This is a genomic window from Marinobacter lipolyticus SM19, assembly GCF_000397065.2.
Lineage (GTDB): Bacteria > Pseudomonadota > Gammaproteobacteria > Pseudomonadales > Oleiphilaceae > Marinobacter > Marinobacter lipolyticus.
Genome location: NZ_KE007325.1, coordinates 33,087 through 48,867 on the forward strand (window position 1 = coordinate 33,087; position 15,781 = coordinate 48,867).

22 protein-coding genes and 1 pseudogene are annotated in these 15,781 nt (G+C 57.2%); 20 read left to right on the forward strand and 3 right to left on the reverse strand.

Annotated elements, in window-relative coordinates; translation table 11 throughout:
* Nucleotides 1-8 precede the first annotated feature (8 nt).
* From mutM to MARLIPOL_RS09715, 6 genes are all read left to right on the forward strand, one after another.
* Complete coding sequence (mutM, locus tag MARLIPOL_RS09690; protein ID WP_012137885.1) at nucleotides 9-821, forward strand: bifunctional DNA-formamidopyrimidine glycosylase/DNA-(apurinic or apyrimidinic site) lyase; 813 nt, start codon at nucleotides 9-11, stop codon at nucleotides 819-821.
* An 81-nt stretch (nucleotides 822-902) separates the two neighbouring features.
* Complete coding sequence (locus MARLIPOL_RS09695; protein ID WP_012137886.1) at nucleotides 903-1,235, forward strand: hypothetical protein; 333 nt, start codon at nucleotides 903-905, stop codon at nucleotides 1,233-1,235.
* Between the two features lie 77 nt (nucleotides 1,236-1,312).
* Entirely contained in the window at nucleotides 1,313-2,002 is a 690-nt protein-coding gene (gene yrfG / locus MARLIPOL_RS09700; protein WP_012137887.1) for a GMP/IMP nucleotidase, read from the forward strand.
* Between the two features lie 41 nt (nucleotides 2,003-2,043).
* Nucleotides 2,044-2,451 (forward strand): ribosome-associated heat shock protein Hsp15, encoded by a 408-nt coding sequence (gene hslR / locus MARLIPOL_RS09705; RefSeq protein ID WP_012137888.1) that lies wholly within the window; start codon nucleotides 2,044-2,046, stop codon nucleotides 2,449-2,451.
* Between the two features lie 79 nt (nucleotides 2,452-2,530).
* The gene (hslO, locus tag MARLIPOL_RS09710; protein WP_012137890.1) at nucleotides 2,531-3,385 is read left to right on the forward strand and encodes an Hsp33 family molecular chaperone HslO; all 855 of its coding nucleotides are present in this window, start codon (nucleotides 2,531-2,533) and stop codon (nucleotides 3,383-3,385) included.
* A 173-nt stretch (nucleotides 3,386-3,558) separates the two neighbouring features.
* Nucleotides 3,559-5,091: a phosphoenolpyruvate carboxykinase gene (locus MARLIPOL_RS09715; RefSeq protein ID WP_012137891.1), complete on the forward strand. Its 1,533-nt coding sequence runs from the start codon at nucleotides 3,559-3,561 to the stop codon at nucleotides 5,089-5,091.
* Between the two features lie 82 nt (nucleotides 5,092-5,173).
* On the opposite strand, the gene MARLIPOL_RS09720 is transcribed toward MARLIPOL_RS09715, so the two are convergent.
* On the reverse strand, nucleotides 5,174-6,211 hold the full coding sequence (locus MARLIPOL_RS09720; protein WP_012137892.1) for an SDR family oxidoreductase: 1,038 nt from the start codon (nucleotides 6,209-6,211) through the stop codon (nucleotides 5,174-5,176).
* A gap of 81 nt (nucleotides 6,212-6,292) precedes the next feature.
* Between MARLIPOL_RS09720 and MARLIPOL_RS09725 the strand changes: the two genes are divergently transcribed.
* Nucleotides 6,293-6,673 carry a MerR family transcriptional regulator gene (locus MARLIPOL_RS09725; RefSeq protein ID WP_012137893.1) on the forward strand — a complete coding sequence of 127 codons (381 nt, stop codon included), beginning with the start codon at nucleotides 6,293-6,295 and terminating at the stop codon, nucleotides 6,671-6,673.
* 61 nt (nucleotides 6,674-6,734) lie between these two features.
* On the opposite strand, the gene MARLIPOL_RS09730 is transcribed toward MARLIPOL_RS09725, so the two are convergent.
* A complete protein-coding gene (locus MARLIPOL_RS09730; RefSeq protein WP_036191354.1) occupies nucleotides 6,735-7,796 on the reverse strand; it encodes a DUF6670 family protein in 1,062 nt (353 codons plus the stop codon).
* 413 nt (nucleotides 7,797-8,209) lie between these two features.
* On the opposite strand from MARLIPOL_RS09730, the gene MARLIPOL_RS09735 reads away from it, so the two are divergent.
* The 6 genes from MARLIPOL_RS09735 (at nucleotide 8,210) to MARLIPOL_RS09765 (ending at nucleotide 10,939) form a co-directional block, all read left to right on the forward strand.
* Nucleotides 8,210-8,521 carry a type II toxin-antitoxin system RelE/ParE family toxin gene (locus tag MARLIPOL_RS09735; protein ID WP_012137896.1) on the forward strand — a complete coding sequence of 104 codons (312 nt, stop codon included), beginning with the start codon at nucleotides 8,210-8,212 and terminating at the stop codon, nucleotides 8,519-8,521.
* Nucleotides 8,514-8,801 (forward strand): helix-turn-helix domain-containing protein, encoded by a 288-nt coding sequence (locus tag MARLIPOL_RS09740; protein ID WP_012137897.1) that lies wholly within the window; start codon nucleotides 8,514-8,516, stop codon nucleotides 8,799-8,801. The genes MARLIPOL_RS09735 and MARLIPOL_RS09740 overlap by 8 nt, the downstream gene beginning before the upstream one ends.
* 127 nt (nucleotides 8,802-8,928) lie before the next feature.
* Nucleotides 8,929-9,207, forward strand: a complete 279-nt coding sequence (locus MARLIPOL_RS09745; RefSeq protein ID WP_012137898.1) for a type II toxin-antitoxin system RelE/ParE family toxin — start codon at nucleotides 8,929-8,931, stop codon at nucleotides 9,205-9,207.
* The gene (locus tag MARLIPOL_RS09750) at nucleotides 9,207-9,500 is read left to right on the forward strand and encodes a HigA family addiction module antitoxin (protein WP_012137899.1); all 294 of its coding nucleotides are present in this window, start codon (nucleotides 9,207-9,209) and stop codon (nucleotides 9,498-9,500) included. Before MARLIPOL_RS09745 ends, MARLIPOL_RS09750 begins: the two co-directional genes overlap by 1 nt.
* A 404-nt stretch (nucleotides 9,501-9,904) precedes the next feature.
* Nucleotides 9,905-10,432 carry a DinB family protein gene (locus MARLIPOL_RS09760; protein WP_012137901.1) on the forward strand — a complete coding sequence of 176 codons (528 nt, stop codon included), beginning with the start codon at nucleotides 9,905-9,907 and terminating at the stop codon, nucleotides 10,430-10,432.
* Between the two features lie 120 nt (nucleotides 10,433-10,552).
* Nucleotides 10,553-10,939, forward strand: coding sequence for a VOC family protein (locus MARLIPOL_RS09765; protein WP_012137903.1), 387 nt, complete (start codon nucleotides 10,553-10,555; stop codon nucleotides 10,937-10,939).
* 20 nt (nucleotides 10,940-10,959) lie between these two features.
* Here MARLIPOL_RS09765 and MARLIPOL_RS09770 read toward each other — a convergent pair whose 3' ends face one another.
* Nucleotides 10,960-11,670 (reverse strand): carboxymuconolactone decarboxylase family protein, encoded by a 711-nt coding sequence (locus MARLIPOL_RS09770; RefSeq protein WP_222102462.1) that lies wholly within the window; start codon nucleotides 11,668-11,670, stop codon nucleotides 10,960-10,962.
* Between MARLIPOL_RS09770 and MARLIPOL_RS09775 the strand changes: the two genes are divergently transcribed.
* From MARLIPOL_RS09775 to nfsA, 7 genes and pseudogenes are all read left to right on the forward strand, one after another.
* Nucleotides 11,660-11,941 (forward strand): winged helix-turn-helix transcriptional regulator, encoded by a 282-nt coding sequence (locus tag MARLIPOL_RS09775; protein WP_012137905.1) that lies wholly within the window; start codon nucleotides 11,660-11,662, stop codon nucleotides 11,939-11,941. The two genes, MARLIPOL_RS09770 and MARLIPOL_RS09775, sit on opposite strands and share 11 nt — an antisense overlap.
* Nucleotides 11,942-12,094: 153 nt before the next feature.
* Nucleotides 12,095-12,799: a hypothetical protein gene (locus MARLIPOL_RS09780; RefSeq protein WP_012137906.1), complete on the forward strand. Its 705-nt coding sequence runs from the start codon at nucleotides 12,095-12,097 to the stop codon at nucleotides 12,797-12,799.
* A 138-nt stretch (nucleotides 12,800-12,937) separates the two neighbouring features.
* Entirely contained in the window at nucleotides 12,938-13,348 is a 411-nt protein-coding gene (locus MARLIPOL_RS09785) for a VOC family protein (protein WP_012137907.1), read from the forward strand.
* A gap of 80 nt (nucleotides 13,349-13,428) precedes the next feature.
* Nucleotides 13,429-14,093, forward strand: a pseudogene (locus MARLIPOL_RS09790) (DUF899 domain-containing protein).
* 15 nt (nucleotides 14,094-14,108) lie between these two features.
* Nucleotides 14,109-14,441, forward strand: a complete 333-nt coding sequence (locus tag MARLIPOL_RS09795) for a YnfA family protein (RefSeq protein WP_012137910.1) — start codon at nucleotides 14,109-14,111, stop codon at nucleotides 14,439-14,441.
* A gap of 92 nt (nucleotides 14,442-14,533) precedes the next feature.
* Nucleotides 14,534-14,968 carry a YciI family protein gene (locus MARLIPOL_RS09800; RefSeq protein WP_012137911.1) on the forward strand — a complete coding sequence of 145 codons (435 nt, stop codon included), beginning with the start codon at nucleotides 14,534-14,536 and terminating at the stop codon, nucleotides 14,966-14,968.
* 74 nt (nucleotides 14,969-15,042) lie between these two features.
* Nucleotides 15,043-15,780 carry an oxygen-insensitive NADPH nitroreductase gene (nfsA, locus tag MARLIPOL_RS09805; RefSeq protein ID WP_012137912.1) on the forward strand — a complete coding sequence of 246 codons (738 nt, stop codon included), beginning with the start codon at nucleotides 15,043-15,045 and terminating at the stop codon, nucleotides 15,778-15,780.
* The last annotated feature ends 1 nt before the right edge of the window (nucleotide 15,781 follow it).

Genomic DNA, 15,781 nt, shown 5'->3' on the forward strand with positions numbered 1-15,781 from the left:
AACCCCGCTTGCCAGAATTACCGGAAGTCGAAACCACAAGGCGTGGCATTGCGCCCCATTGTGAGGGCCGCACCATACAACGGGTGACCGTTCATAACCGGAGCCTGCGCTGGCCCATTCCCCGGGAGCTGGAGGAGCATTTGACCGGCGCCACCATCCGCAGCGTGGAGCGGCGCGCCAAGTATCTGTTACTGAAGGTGGATCAGGGCAGCGCCATTGTACACCTTGGTATGTCCGGCAGTCTGCGGGTGATTACCGACAACACACCGCTATTGCCCCACGATCATGTCGAACTGGAGCTGGACAGTGGTATCCGCCTGCGATACAACGATCCCCGGCGATTCGGCTGTTGGCTGTGGTCGGACACGCCGGAGCAACACCCACTACTGGCCAGCCTTGGCCCCGAACCACTGGCGCCGGAATTCACCGGCGCGATGCTGTTCCGCCTGTCCCGGGGCAAACAGACACCGGTGAAGTCTTTCATCATGGACAATCACGTGGTAGTAGGCGTGGGCAACATCTACGCCAACGAAGCCCTGTTCAAGGCCGGCATCCACCCCAAACGCAAGGCCGGTCGCATCAGCCTGGATCGCTACAACCGCCTGGTGGACGCCATCCGCGAAACCCTCAGCGCGGCCATCCTCATGGGCGGAACCACCTTGCGGGACTTCGTCAACAGCGACGGCAAACCCGGGTACTTCGCGCAATCGCTGCTGGTTTATGGCCGCGCAGCGCTGCCGTGCGAGGAATGCGGCATGCCGTTGAAGGAAATCCGCATGAACCAGCGCTCCACAGTATATTGTGGACACTGCCAGCGATGATGCACTCCAAAACAGAAAAATCGTTTGAAAATGCGCAAATATGATCCATAGTTACAGGCAGGATCTCAGGAGACACAAGAAATGACTGGCACATTTTCCCGTATAGCAATGACAACCCTGGCAGTCTGCCTGCTGGCCTTCTCCTCCCTTGGCCACGCCCGGGCTGTCGATGAAAAACCGACCGCGCTCGCCATGACCGGCGACGCCATCTTCGTCCGCCCGGCCCTGCTTGCCACCACCATCATTGGCAGCGCCGTTTACCTGGTGTCCCTGCCATTCTCCGCACTGGGCGGTAACGCCGGCGAAGCGGGCGAAGTTCTGGTAGTCGGCCCGGCCAAGGCCACGTTTGTGCGCTGCCTGGGCTGCACCCGCTCCGGCCGCAAGCCGGATACGGTTGAACAGGACGACTACTGATCCGTACTATCCCGGCTTGCCAAAACCCGGCGGATTCGGCAGCCTGAAGTGACACTTACTTCAGGCTGTTTTCGTTTATGGTGAACTGGTCATCCCTCAACACAGTGTTTCTGGATATGGACGGAACACTGCTGGACCTGCATTTCGACAACCACTTCTGGCTCGAGCACCTGCCCGCACGCTACGCCGAGCACTACGACCTCAGCCCGGAAGAAGCCCGCAACACCGTGGTTCCGATGATCATGGCCGAGCGCGGCTCGCTGAAGTGGTACTGCACCGATTACTGGAGCGAACGCCTGAAGCTAGACATTACCGGCCTCAAGGCCGAGGTGGGTGATCGCATTGGCTACCGCCCGTTTGTCACCGATTTTCTCGACGCCATTCGCCAGGCCGGCTTGCGCTCGGTGATTGTCACCAACTGCCACCCCGATCCGCTGGCCCTGAAGCTGCGCCACACCCAACTGGAGCAACGGGTGGATGGCATCATCTCCAGTCACGAACTGGGCAAACCCAAGGAAGACCCCGAGTTCTGGCGCGACCTCGCCGAACGGGAACCCTACCAGCCCGAACGTACGCTGATGGTGGATGACAGCTTCCCGGTGCTGGAAAGTGCCCGGGCTGCCGGTATCGGCCAATGCCTGGCCATATTGGCGCCTGACAGCCGCCAGCAGGCGCGGGAAAAACACCCGGAGATACCCTCAATTCACCACTTCAGCGAAGTGCTGCCGTCGTTGCGTCAGCAACAGCCCCTGCCATCGGGCGAATGAGCCGGTTATAATATGACCATACGCTCAGCAGGTGAGGAGACATGACGGCAAAACACACCGACGATCACCGTGTCCGGCTCGACAAGTGGTTATGGGCCGCACGCTTCTACAAAACCCGCTCGCTGGCCAAAGAAGCCATCGAGGGTGGCAAAGTCCACTACAACAGCCAGCGCTGCAAACCCGGAAAACTGGTGGAAACCGGCGCGAAACTGACCCTGAGGTTGGGCTGGCAGGAACGCATCGTCGTCGTCGATGATATCAGCGATCGCCGCCGGGGAGCCCCCGAAGCCCAGAAGCTGTACCACGAAACCGATGACAGCGTGAAACGTCGTGAGGAACTGGCCTGGCAACGCAAGACCATGCAGGCAGCCCAACTTCCACCGGCGCGGCGACCCTCCAAGAAAGATCGCCGTGATATCCAGCGTTTCCGGGAACAGAACGGCATCTGAGCCGCCGCTCTGACCAGAAGCACCACAACCCTGTATCCACCACCCGCTTATTACATTATTTATTTCAGGAGACATCACCATGGCATCCCGGGACCAGTTCCAGCGATTTATTTTCGAGCACAGCCAGGTTCGTGGTGCCTGGGTGCAACTCGGTGAGAGTTACCGGGAAATCGTCAGCCAGGCCCCCTACCCCGACACCGTGCGCCAACTGCTGGGCGAATCCCTGGTGGCCAGCGTACTGATGAGCAGTACCCTTAAATTCGAGGGCACCCTTTCGCTCCAGGCCCAGGGCGAAGGCCCGCTGCGCACCCTGATGGCCGAGTGCAGCCACGACCGCAAGATCCGCGGCCTGGCGCGCTTCGACGAACACGCGGTGATGGAAGACAGCTTCCACGACTTGCTGGGCCAAGGTCGCATGGCCATCACCATCACCCCGGACCAGGGCCAGCGTTACCAGGGTGTCGTCCCCCGGGAAGCAGACACTCTCGCGGGCTGCCTGGAAGAATATTTCCTGCGCTCGGAACAACTGGCCACCAGTCTGTTCATCTTCGCCGATGAGAACCGCTGTGCCGGACTGCTGTTGCAGCGTCTGCCGGGAGCCAGCGATCACGATGACGACCTGTGGGACAGGATCAACCACCTGGCCCGCACCGTGGAAGCGGAGGAACTCCTGGAGCTGGACAGCGAAACCCTGCTGCATCGCCTGTTCCACGAAGAAACCGTGCGCGTATTCGACGCCGAACCTGTCATCTTCCACTGCAGCTGCTCACGGGAGCGCACCTTAGGCGCGCTGGAGGGCATCGGTCAGGAAGAGTGCTACAGCATCCTCGAAGAACAGGGCAGCATCGAAATGGATTGCCAGTTCTGTCATGCTCACTATCGCTTCGATAGAAATGATATTGATCATCTTTTCACCGGCCATACGTTACACTGAGGCCGGAACCAATTAGCCCCAACGCCAGTATTGGCGCGGCTTTTGGGGCAGTCGTTTTTTACCGGCGTCTCTGGCATAATAGCGCGCCTGAATTGACCCGATTGCTCAGATTTCCGCCAATTTTTACCGTGCGGTCTGGGCAATCATGAAGACACCCCGAGGGCGAGGTCGAAGTGAGTAACACTTATAATGATCTGAGTTCAGCACGACTGGTCGAGCTGGCACTGGAAAGACGTGAAGGCCAACTGGCATCAAACGGTTCACTGGTCGTACGCACTGGCGAGCGCACCGGCCGTTCCCCGATGGACCGTTTTATCGTCGAGGAGCCCAGCACGGCTGACGATATCCACTGGGGTCCGATCAACCGTCCATTCGACGCTGACAAGTTCGATGCCCTCTGGGATCGTGTTGAAGCCTACATCGCGGAAAAAGATCGCTTTGTTTCCAACGTACACGTCGGCTCTGACCCGGAACACTACCTGCCGGTCAAGATGACCACCGAGACCGCCTGGCAGAACCTGTTCGGCCGCAACCTCTTCATCCGCCCGGACAGCTTCAACCCGGCCGACAAGCAGGAATGGCAGATCCTCAACGCCGCCAACTTCCAGTGTGTGCCAGAGCGTGACGGTACCAACAGCGACGGCTGCGTGATCATCAACTTCGCCAAACGCAAGGTACTGCTGGCCGGCATGCACTACGCCGGAGAAATGAAAAAGGCGATGTTCTCTGTCCAGAACTTCCTGCTGCCCGAGAAAGACGTGCTGCCGATGCACTGCTCTGCCAACGTTGGCGAAGACGGCGAGACCTGCCTGTTCTTTGGCCTGTCCGGCACCGGTAAGACCACCCTGTCCGCCGATCCCGAGCGTTTCCTGATCGGTGACGACGAGCACGGCTGGGGCCCCGGCACTGTCTTCAACATCGAAGGTGGCTGCTACGCCAAGTGCATCGACCTGAGCCAGAAGAACGAACCGATTATCTGGGACGCCATCCGCTTCGGCGCCATCGTCGAGAACGTGACGATCGACCCGGAAACCCGAGAGCCGGACTACACCGACGTCTCCCTCACCGAAAACTCACGCTGCGCCTACCCGCTGGAGCACGTTGAGAAGCGGGTGATCGAGAACCGTGCCGGCGAGCCGTCTCACATTGTATTCCTGACCTGCGACATGACCGGCGTACTGCCGCCCGTGTCCATCCTCAGCAAGGAAGCCGCGGCCTATCACTTCCTGAGTGGCTACACCGCGCTGGTGGGATCCACTGAAATGGGCTCCTCCTCCAAGCTGAAGTCCACCTTCTCCACCTGCTTCGGTGCACCGTTCTTCCCGCGCCCGGCCGGCGTTTACGCTGAACTGCTGATGAAGCGCATGGACGAATTCGGCAGCAAGGTCTTCCTGGTCAACACCGGCTGGACCGGTGGCTCCTACGGTGTCGGCGAGCGTTTCAGCATCCCGACCACCCGCGGCATCATCAGCGCCATCCAGAACGGCGACCTGGACGATGCCGAAACCGAGCATTTGCCCACCCTGAACCTGAGCGTTCCGGTCAGCGTGCCCGGCGTAGACAGCAACCTGCTGAACCCGCGCAACACCTGGGCCAGCACCGAAGACTACGACGCCAAGGCCGCCGAACTGATCGGCCAGTTCGTCGAGAACTTCAAGAAGTTCGACGTCTCTGACGCGATTGTAGAGGCCGGGCCAAAAGCATAAGGCCCGCCTTTACTGCAAAAGCGCCCTGCTCCCAGAGCACGGCGCTTTTTTTGTGGCTTGTGGGAAGGCTCCGGTGATGGGCTCATTGTCTCTGCCGGTACCAGCGGGCGGTGGCCACGATGACAGCCTCGATGGAGGGGCGTGCCAGCCCCTGCTCCCGCAGGAAGGCATCGGTGATGGCGGTGTCGAAGCGAGTGGGCTGAATAAAGTTCAGTGCCTCCGGCCAGGTATTCATCAGACGGGGCAGACCGGGCAGTCGCAACAGGAGTGCCAGTAAAGGCAATGGTACATGGCGTTGAGGCGCCCGCCGGCCCAGCAGGTCGGCGGCAATAGCGAGCAGCCCCTTCAAGCTGGGCGTGGCCGGGTCCAGAGCCAGCAACCGCTCCGGCACACCGTCACTGGTGGCGGCAACAGCCATCAGCGAGGCGAGATGATCCACCGCCACCAATGGCAACCAATGCTCGGGGCTGCCGGGAATCATCGCCATGCGTCCCCGGGCCAGATTATCGAGCAGAGCAAACAGTGGCTGACTGGTATCGAGACTGCCAGTATCACTGTGGCCCGCGACAGTAGCGGGCTGCACTTCCACCAGGTCCAGATCGCCTGAACTTGCCAGCGCACGGACCCGGATTGCTGCTTCCAGTTTGCTGGCTTCATAACCACCGACCAGACGATATACACGCCGCCAGTCCACCCGTTCCGGATCATCGTTGTTAATACCCAGTCGCCGCAGGTGTTCGTGGTTTTCCAACATGAACCCGCTGACAAACACCAGGCGGCTTTGGTGACGCCGGGCCAGCTCAGCGACCGCCAGACTACCGGCCACGTTGGTGCGGTGAGCGCTGGCGGGATCCAGCTGCCACGCAAATCGGGCCCCCAGATGAATAATGGCTTCCGGAGCTTCCAGATCCTCCGGCAGGCCCAATCCGGGCAGGTCCGGGTCTCCTTTTACTGCATGCAGGCGGTCACCCTGACCGCCAAGATCACTCACCTGTTGTCGCAACGTCGGGAGTTGGGTCTCAGGCTGACGCAATACCGCATACAGATCGTGGCTTCGGGTTAACCGGGCGCATACATGACGGCCGATAAAGCCGGTAGCGCCGGTGATAAGCAGGGTCATGGCAGGTCTCCTTGGTAGGGTCTGCCAACACCTTAAAGGTTAGAGTACACTCAAAGGTCAACACCCGATTGAGAGGCCATCATGCAGATTGCGGAGCTTGAGCAGCGTACCGGCGTAAACCGCCACACCCTGCGTTATTACGAAAAGGCCGGCCTGCTGCAAGAAGTAGTACGGCGCGGCAATAATTACCGGGATTACCCGCAAAAAGCGGTGGAGCGAGTCACTATGGTGCGCCAGCTTAAGGCTCTCGGTTTTTCCCTGCGGGAGATTCGGGACATACTGAATGCTCTGCGCAGCGATAGCATTGACTGTGAACGGGGCGCGGCGCTGATGGCTGAGAAAAAGGCGCAGGTGGAGGACAGGATTCGCGAACTGAAACAGGTCAGCATCCTGCTTGGGCGGGAACAGCAACGGCTCGAAGAAAGTGCCGCAGCCCTGCGCGCAAGCGGGCGTCTGACCTGACCTTGTCATCCGTCCGGTCGTGCAGAGGGACAACAGCAAGACTTGCCTTCAAGCAGGTGTTCTAGCGGTTCGGCCGGCGATCAATAAATTCCAGATAACCCTGCCCCGATACCGGTGCGCCTTTAACGACCCCGTCAAACCCATACCAGCTGGTGTACCCGGCTCCCAAGCCATATTCATACTCACCTTGTACGGTGCAATCCAACGACAGCAACTCGTTACCCTCGTCATCCTCGGCATACCAGCGGAAGCACCGCGGCAGATTCATGGAGAAGCCATCCGGCGTTATCGAAGGCGCCTGCTGGAACCCGGTCACGGTGAAGTCGACGTTACGGGTATAGACCTCCCCCAGATCGTTCAGACTCCGAATGTAAATGGACTTCTGAAGGGGAACGTCTCCCGGCAAAAGCACCGCCACCAGCAGGATCTGTGTCGACTCGTCCAGATTGATGATCTGATAGGTAAAGTAGTTGAGCGGAATCTTGTGAGCCACGGGAAAAGAGTGCCCGGGCAGACTGTATGCACCAACGCCGGCGGCATACTCGAAGGTACACAGCCCGCTGACCTCCGTTTTCTCACCCTCGTGGTCGATGGTGCCAGAGTATCGGCTAAGCAGGCTCCAATGATTGTACAGACCGGGAATATGGACAAAGTGAGACACACAGCCTGTCGCTTCGAGTGAGAGCTGTATAGTAGTGCCCGGCAGCGTACGGGTGACGGTCCAGTGCGGGTAGCAGCCTTCAATCAACAGATCATGACCGAAGCGAAGATGGGTGCCGTCGGGTGAGAACTTGCACTCCTCCTCAATGCTATAACTCCGGAACTGTCCGGCCGGCAATGACGCCATCGTCGATAGCAGGTAGGCAGTATCCCGGGGTGTGGTTTTTACAGCGAAATCGTTATCAAACACCGTGGCGCCCGGCGTACCCACAATCGATAGCACATTGAAAGTGCGATGGGGCGCCGGCAAATCCGGAACCATGACCCCGTAATGCACCCAGCTACGTTTGCGCCCTTCAGGGGGCGCGAGACTAGTGGCCGGATCGAAAGGTTTGCCATTCAATCGATATGAATGGTTTATAAGACTGGGAGAACGCTCCAGCAGGCGTTTGACGATGCTCATGGTATCGGACTCGGATGTGGTGATGGGCACTATGCGGAGATGGTTTTCCGGAAAGATTCTATTCCTCACATTACAGCGGCATTGAGGTCAGTGAAAGCTGCGCCATACTGCAATTCGGGCCGAAGCTGAATACTCACTTTTGCCGGGAAAGCGCCTTGCTCTTTGAGAACCACACTTTTTTGTGCCTTGTGATTGAGTGTGTGAAAAGAGGAAGTCACGCGATTACATAGCAGCTTGGTGAGTGATGGGCTAAGCTGTTGTTTTATTGTATTTTAGATAGAACCCTGACCGGCGAGGAATTCGCAATAATGAAGCGGTCACGTTTTTGCACTATTGAGGCGTTCTATCTAACTGCTGTTACACCTCACTGATCTTGCCTTGACGATAGTACGGCAACGCCGTATATTTTGGCAATGCTGTTCATCGAAACCTCAACGTTCACCAAGCTATTGCCGAACTACCTCACGGACGAGGAATACCGTGGGCTTCAAACCTACCTTTTGCAGAAGCCGGATGCCGGGGATCTAATCAAAGGCTCGGGTGGCGTTCGTAAAGTTCGATGGGCACCAGCGGGTTCGGGAAAGAGCGGTGGTATCAGAGCCATTTACTACTGGAAGAAGTCTGACCACGAGATATGGATGCTCACGCTGTACAGTAAATCAGAGCGCGCCAGCATTCCTGGCCATACGCTCAAGCAGATAGCGGAGGCAATCAAAAATGGGTGACAGGAACCTTGGGGCAGAAATTCTTGATGGCATCAATGAAATCAAGCAGTTCAAGAAGGGCAAATTGGCTCTACGAACCCACGAGCTATCAGAGCCCTCACCGCCTAAAGTGATCAGGCTGAAGTTGAACATGTCGCAGTCAGCATTTGCCGGTCTTATGGGCGTGAGTGTGCGAACCCTTCAGGATTGGGAACAGGGTCGGCGAGAGCCGCAGGGGCCTGCGGTTGCGCTTCTGCGCATTGCTGAGCAACACCCGGAAGTTTTCAATCAGCTTCACTGACCAGAGTGAGGTGTAACCAGGCCATGCACCGGATGCCACAACCTCCGCTTCGCTGCGGTTTTGCCACCGGTGATGGCGGGCGTTAAGCTCGGTTGTTGCGTGATGCGCAACATGCTAGCATTCCCTTATGATTAAATCATTCCGCCACAAAGGACTGAAGCGGTTCTACTCGACCGGTAACACGTCTGGCATACAACCCGACCATGCGAAGAAGCTGCGTATGCAGCTGGCTGCTCTGGATACGGCGACTTCAGTGGAAGACATGGATATCCCTGGTTTTCGGCTTCATCCATTGAAGGGCAAAGACAAAGGCCGGTGGTCGATTAGGGTTAACGGAAATTGGCGCATGACGTTCGAATTCCAGGACGGCAACGCCTACATTCTTGATTATGAGGATTATCACTAATGACTATGCATAATCCGCCGCATCCTGGTGAATTCATTCGCGAGGTGTACCTGGAGCCTTTCGGTATCAGCTCTCGTCAGCTCGCTTCCAGTCTGGGTGTTTCACCTTCTACTTTGTCTCGGCTGCTCAAAGGGGATAGTGGCATTAGCCCTGAAATGTCTTTGCGGCTGTCCAAGGTTCTCGGGCGTACTCCTGAGAGCTGGTTGGCGATGCAAGACATGTACGACCTATGGGTGGCTCGCGGCACAGTCAATCTGGAGGGTATTCATCGGCTGGACTTCGAAGCAGCTTAAACAGTGGCTGTTGTCGGACGCGCCTGCGCTGGCGCTCCGGCACGCCGCAAAGCCGGGCGTTAGAGATCCGAGTTGCCCATGACCGGCGGCGTCCGCAGCACTGGCTGGGCAGGCTTTAACAATCGGCCGCACAGCGACCGGCTCGTCACAAATCTGTGAACGGAGGACACAATGGGACTCTTGACCTTCACATCAACGTTACCCTGGACGGCTGCGTCGACCACGAGGAAGGAGTCGCAGACGAGGAGACACACGCCTTCTTCACCCGCCTCATGGACGAGCGCGGGCTGTCCAACACGCGAAGACTCGAGTTGACCTCGGTGAGGCCGCTCCGCAATGGTGCGGTTCCCATGCACTACCGACGCGCGCGGTGTACTCAGTGTCATATATGAGAGGGAACCCTGATGAACCTGAAAAATCACTTTGAATTGCTAGCCACCTACAATCAGTGGATGAACTCAAAGGTCTATGAGGCTGCAGGACACCTCTCTGCAACCGATCTGGGCAAAGACCGCGGGGCCTTTTTTGGCTCCATCCTGGGCACTCTGAATCACATTTTCGTTGCTGATACCATCTGGCTCAAACGGTTTGCTACCCACCCGTCCTGCCTGAACTCGTTGCGGGAGGTCGCTGATCTTCAGAATCCGACAAGCCTCGACCAGATGCTCTTTGACGACCTGGGTCTCTTATCCGAGCAGCGGATCTGGCTGGATCGTCAGATTATCAACTGGATAGCCGAACTATCCGAAGATGATCTCGAGTTCGTACTCAGCTACCACGACATCAAGGGGACGCCTGCCAAAAAACGATATTCGAGTCTGGTTCTTCATTTCTTTAACCATCAGACTCACCATCGAGGGCAGGTTTCTACTTTGCTATCACAGGTGGGAGTGGATATCGGAGTTACTGACCTGTTGGCTCAGATTCCGTAGCAAATTCAGGAAGACGGGACCTTTGAGGCCATCATCAAAGAATACAATTTTTCAGACAAGCACTAAATATCATGTTCCATTTGGCATAACAGAAATGCTTTGCCGAAGAAGGAAAACGCAATGGGAGAGATTGCCGTCACCAGACTCCTTCCCAACATCTGCACGGACAAGATGGAGGAGACCCGGGATTTTTACGTGGAGCTACTCGGGTTCGTTGTCGGGTTCGAGCATGAGGGCTGGTACATCCAAATGGCGTCACCAACCAACCCCCAGCTCCAGGTCGGCATTATGCGCCGCGATCATGAGTTCACACCGAAGGCTTTCCAGTGTCCGGCACAGGGTGTGATCCTCTCCGTACAGGTTGAAGATGTCGATGTCGCGTACGCTGAGGTCCTGGAACGCGGTTTCGAGATCGCACACGACCTGTGCGATGAGAGTTTTGGCATGAGACGATTCATGGTTGCCGATCCGAACGGGCTACTCGTCAATATGTTTTCGTTTCCGTGAAGCCGCCCAATGCCTCTTGGTTAATCGCCCTTATCCAGCGCTGATGGAAATCGTACGCCAAAAGGTTCACCCTCAATTTCAGCCATATTCGCAACAAAGCTGACCGTATGGTAATTCCCACAAAGGGCGAAAATTTCAAGTTGTTGCTCGACCGTGAACAGGCTTTGAAACCGGTCCCGTGTTTCAGCACGCAAGCACGCTGAATTGCAGAGCTCGTCTACAGCCAGCAGCAGCGTGCTTTCCTCGGAGTTCCAGCAAGCATCATCAGGCGCTCCGAGCCGGGTCGCTTTGATCTGTTCCTCGGTAAATTGCACATGTTCAGCGAAGCCTGCTACGTGAACCCCCCATTCGTACTCGCAATCGTTGTTCGCGCAGGTTCGCAGAATCACCAGCTCCCGGTGTCGCATTGCGAGAGGGCTGTCGCGATCCAGAAGGTCCAGCACGCCCTTGCGGAGAAAGCGCGTGCTGTTGGCAAACACGCGAAACAGCTTCAGTAGATAGCCATTTGGCTTCGGGTAGCGAGAAAGCAATGTGTCCACTTCCTGAGAATAGGGTGGTTCTACGGTGTAGAGTCGGTTGGCCATAATAATCGCTCGCTGATTGCTACGTTTTATGTAGCAAATAATGTATGCTACCTTTTCAGTAGCGTCAAGCGAGGTGATGATGACAACCAAAAAACCAGGACACCCGGTAAGAGGCTCAAACACAGGCCGTCCGATCATGGTTCTCATGGATGTACTTGGCCAGCGTTGGGCGCTGCGCATCCTCTGGGAACTGAGAGAGGAAAGATTGACGTTCCGCCAGTTGCAGGAACGCTGTGATCAGATTTCACCCACCGTGCTGAACCGCCGGCTCAAGGAGTTGCGTGACCTTGACCTGCTTGACCATAACGGAAACGGCTTCGGATTCACCGATCAGGGCAAAGAACTGGGTCAACATCTGCTTGCACTGAATGATTACGCCCAGCGCTGGGCGGACAGGACCCAGAAGACAAAGGAGTAGTTACATGCCTTTGACTGATGCGTTTCCTTCCTGACTCGCGGGACTGACCGAGAATGGTGTGACCCCAAGCCAAGGGATTGGCTTTGGTTCACCGCTACCATGCCCAGCGCGTCCGTCCGTTTCCGACAAACTCAGGCTTCATCAGATAGAACCATGACTCCAGACCAACCACATACCTCGTTTGTCACCTCCATTATTGAAGAACAGGCGCCCCAGGAAGTCCTGCAACTCGGCCTGGGTGATTTTGACCTGACGCTGTCAGTCTGCCGTGCGCTTCGTGCCCTGGATAATTCAGCGCTGACACTGCTCACCCCCAACCTTCTTCAGCACTCTGAATTTCTGAAAGAGACCCGGAAACGGAACGTGGAAACAGTGATGGATCTGGTGGAACTGAACCGCACGCCTGCCGATGAGGTGCTTCCGGATTTCTATTTCCAGAATCGAACCATCAATCTGGCCATCATTAACGAAGTCGGGCCGTTTGATCAGGCTCTGGTAGCCATTTATTACGTCGACAAGATGCTCGTGTCCCGTGGCACCCTCATCCTCAATAATGCGGATACACCGGTGATGAGGAAACTCTGCCGTTACCTGGTGACCGAACGTGAATACACGCTTCAGCGAACCCTCGGCGGTGTAAAGAACGGATCAGCCCTTACCCGTTTACTTCGCCGCCAACTCAACAAGGTTCCCAGGGTTGTAAAGAACACTGTTAATACCCTCATCAACCCTGACCTGCTCATGCTTGATGACGATCCAGAGCTTCAGGGCTCGGTGATCGTCCTGACAAGGCGCGCGGAAGACGGCGAGATCGATATGGATTTCGATACCCTGCTGGAATCCATAATGAGCGAGTGAGCCGGGGTCGGCATCACACCTGGAACGACAAGATGACGTGTGCGATTGCTTGGCGGCGTGCCGGGCGATGGGCTAGGCTGTTGTGTTATCGTTTTTTGGCAAGGCGCTGTTTGTCACTGGTGATGCACGGGGAAAATCATGAAACCACGGATCAGTATGATCACCTTGGGTGTGAGCGATCTTCAGCGCTCGATCAGGTTCTACGAGCAGGGACTGAGCCTTCCCAGAATGGATTCTCCACCAGAAGTGGCCTTTTTTACCCTGAACGGCACCTGGCTCGGCCTGTACGGGCGTGACGCCCTGGCTGAGGATGCCTCGGTGTCCGGGCGTTCAGAAGGGTTTGCGGGGTTCAGTCTGGCGCACAATGTCAGTTCGGAGCAGGAGGTTGATCAGGTCATGGCCCAAGCGGTCGCTGCCGGCGCCGTTGTCACCAAGGCTGCCCAAAAAACGGATTGGGGTGGCTACGCCGGCTATTTTTCTGACCCCGATGGATATCTTTGGGAGATCGCACATAATCCGCTGTTCTGGGTCGGGCCGGCGGATAAATAGCTGACCCTGTCAGGAGACTGTCGAATCTGACCGCTCCCAATCGACTATGAAGTGCACCTCAAACAGAAGGAGCTCATATCATGTCGGCTAACAAGACTGCACTACCAACTATCGGTACGCTCGAAGACTGGCACAAGGCCCGCCAGGCGCTCCTCGTCAAGGAAAAGGAACTGACGCGCGCCCAGGACGCACTGGCCGCAGACTGCCGATGGTCCCTGTCGAAGAGCACTTCAGCTTTACCGGGCCGGAGGGCGAGGTTTCGCTGGTTGACCTGTTTCACGGTCGCCGGCAACTCATCGTTTACTGTGCCATGCTGGAGCCCGGTGCAGCGCCCTGCCAGGGTTGTTCAATGGTCATGGACAACATTGGCCACAATATCGTCCACGTCAACGCCCGGGACACCACCTTCGTGTTCACGTCACCGGCACCGCAAAGTGAGATTATCGCCCTGCAGAAGCGGATGGGCTGGCACACGCCATGGTACACGGATCACGGTCGCCGCTTCGCTGACGCTTTCGATGCCGGAAAAGGGTTTGCGGTGAACGTGTTCATTCGTGATGATGACAACCGTGTGTACCGCACCTACTTCACCACGGATCGCGGCGGCGAGCTGTTCGATACCAACTTCCGGTTGCTGGACCTGACACCCTATGGTCGTCAGGAAACCTGGGAAGATTCACCCGAGGGGTGGCCACAGAGCCCGCCGTTTGAATGGTGGCGTATGCACGACGAGTACGACAGATAATCAAGGACCTCCGATTTGCCCGAGCTAAAGACTGCCGGCCTGTTTTTCATCACGGCCATTGCTGAAATTGTTGGCTGTTACCTGCCGTACCTCTGGCTGCGTGAAGGCAAAACCATCTGGCTCCTGGTGCCGGGGGCGTTGAGCCTGGCCGCCTTTGCCTGGTTACTGTCATTGCACCCGACCGCCGCCGGCCGGGTGTATGCAGCGTACGGTGGTGTCTATATTTTTACCGCGATCCTATGGTTATGGGCGGTGGACGGCATTCGGCCCACGGTCTGGGATATCGTGGGCTCTTCGGTGGCGATTCTCGGCATGGCGATCATTATGTTTGCGCCACGTAATGTCTGAGTCGTCGCGGATTATTTAATGACGGCCTGTCGATTTCTTGCCCCCTCATTCGACAAGGATAGGAATACCACACAAACGAAAGGAGAGCGGACATGCGAATGATGGTCATAGTGAAGGCAAGCCAGGATTCCGAAGCCGGAAAGCTGCCAAGCCAGGAGCTCTTGGAAGCCATGGGTAAGTACAATGAAGAGCTGGTAAACGCGGGCATCATGCAGGCCGGTGAGGGCCTGCATCCCAGCAGCAAGGGCACCAGGGTTCGCTTTTCCGGCGACGAGCGCATCGTTACCGACGGTCCCTTCACCGAAACCCGGGAGCTGGTGGCTGGTTTCTGGATCTGGCAGGTGAAGTCGATGGAAGAGGCTATTGAGTGGGTCAAGCGCTGCCCCAACCCCATGCCAGGCACTGAGGCTGAAATCGAGATCCGTCCGCTGTTTGAAGACGCGGATTTCGGTGAGGAATTTACCCCGGAGCTACAGGAACAGGAGGCACGTATCCGGGCCAAGGCGGATCAACTGAGCAGTAAGTAGCATCTGGCCCGTTTTGCCAAAACGGTGTGGCGGTGGCAGGATAGGCGCTTTCTGATGTCGTGCTAGAGGGCGCCATGAACCCGACCATTGAACTTCTCAAGTCACACCGCTCGATCCGCAAGTTTCAGGATCGAAAGATTCCCCGCGAGCTGTTCGAGGAGCTGATTCGTGCCGGCCAGAGTGCCGCCACGTCCAGCCATGTTCAGGCCTATTCCATCATCCACGTGGTCAACCCGCAGAATCGTGAAGCTTTGGCGGAGTTGAGTGGTGGCCAGCGCTATGTGGCGGAGTGTTCCGATTTCCTGGTGTTCTGCGCGGACATGAAGCGAGCCACGGATGCCGCCGAACGTGCCGGTGCCGAGGTGGTTCGAGGTATGACCGAGCAATTGCTGGTCGCCAGTATCGATACTGCCCTGGTCGCCCAGAACATCGCGACGGCCGCGGAATCCGAGGGGTTGGGCCTGTGTTACATTGGCGGCATCCGCAACAATCCGGCCGAGGTGAGCGAATTGCTGCGCCTGCCGGATCATGTCTACCCGGTGTTCGGAATGTGCCTGGGCTATCCGGACCAGAATCCGGAGGTCAAGCCGCGCCTGCCACTGGCGTCGGTCCTCAAGGAGGACTATTACCAGGACGAGCATGACCCGGAGCTGGTGGCGGAATTCGACGCCACCATGCGCACCTATTACCACGTCCGCACCGGGGGCAACAAGGACACCAACTGGTCGGAACAGCTCAAGCCGCTGTTCACCTCCAAGCTGCGCCCCCACATGCGGGACTTCCTGCGTGGCAAGGGTTTTAAAATGAAGTAAC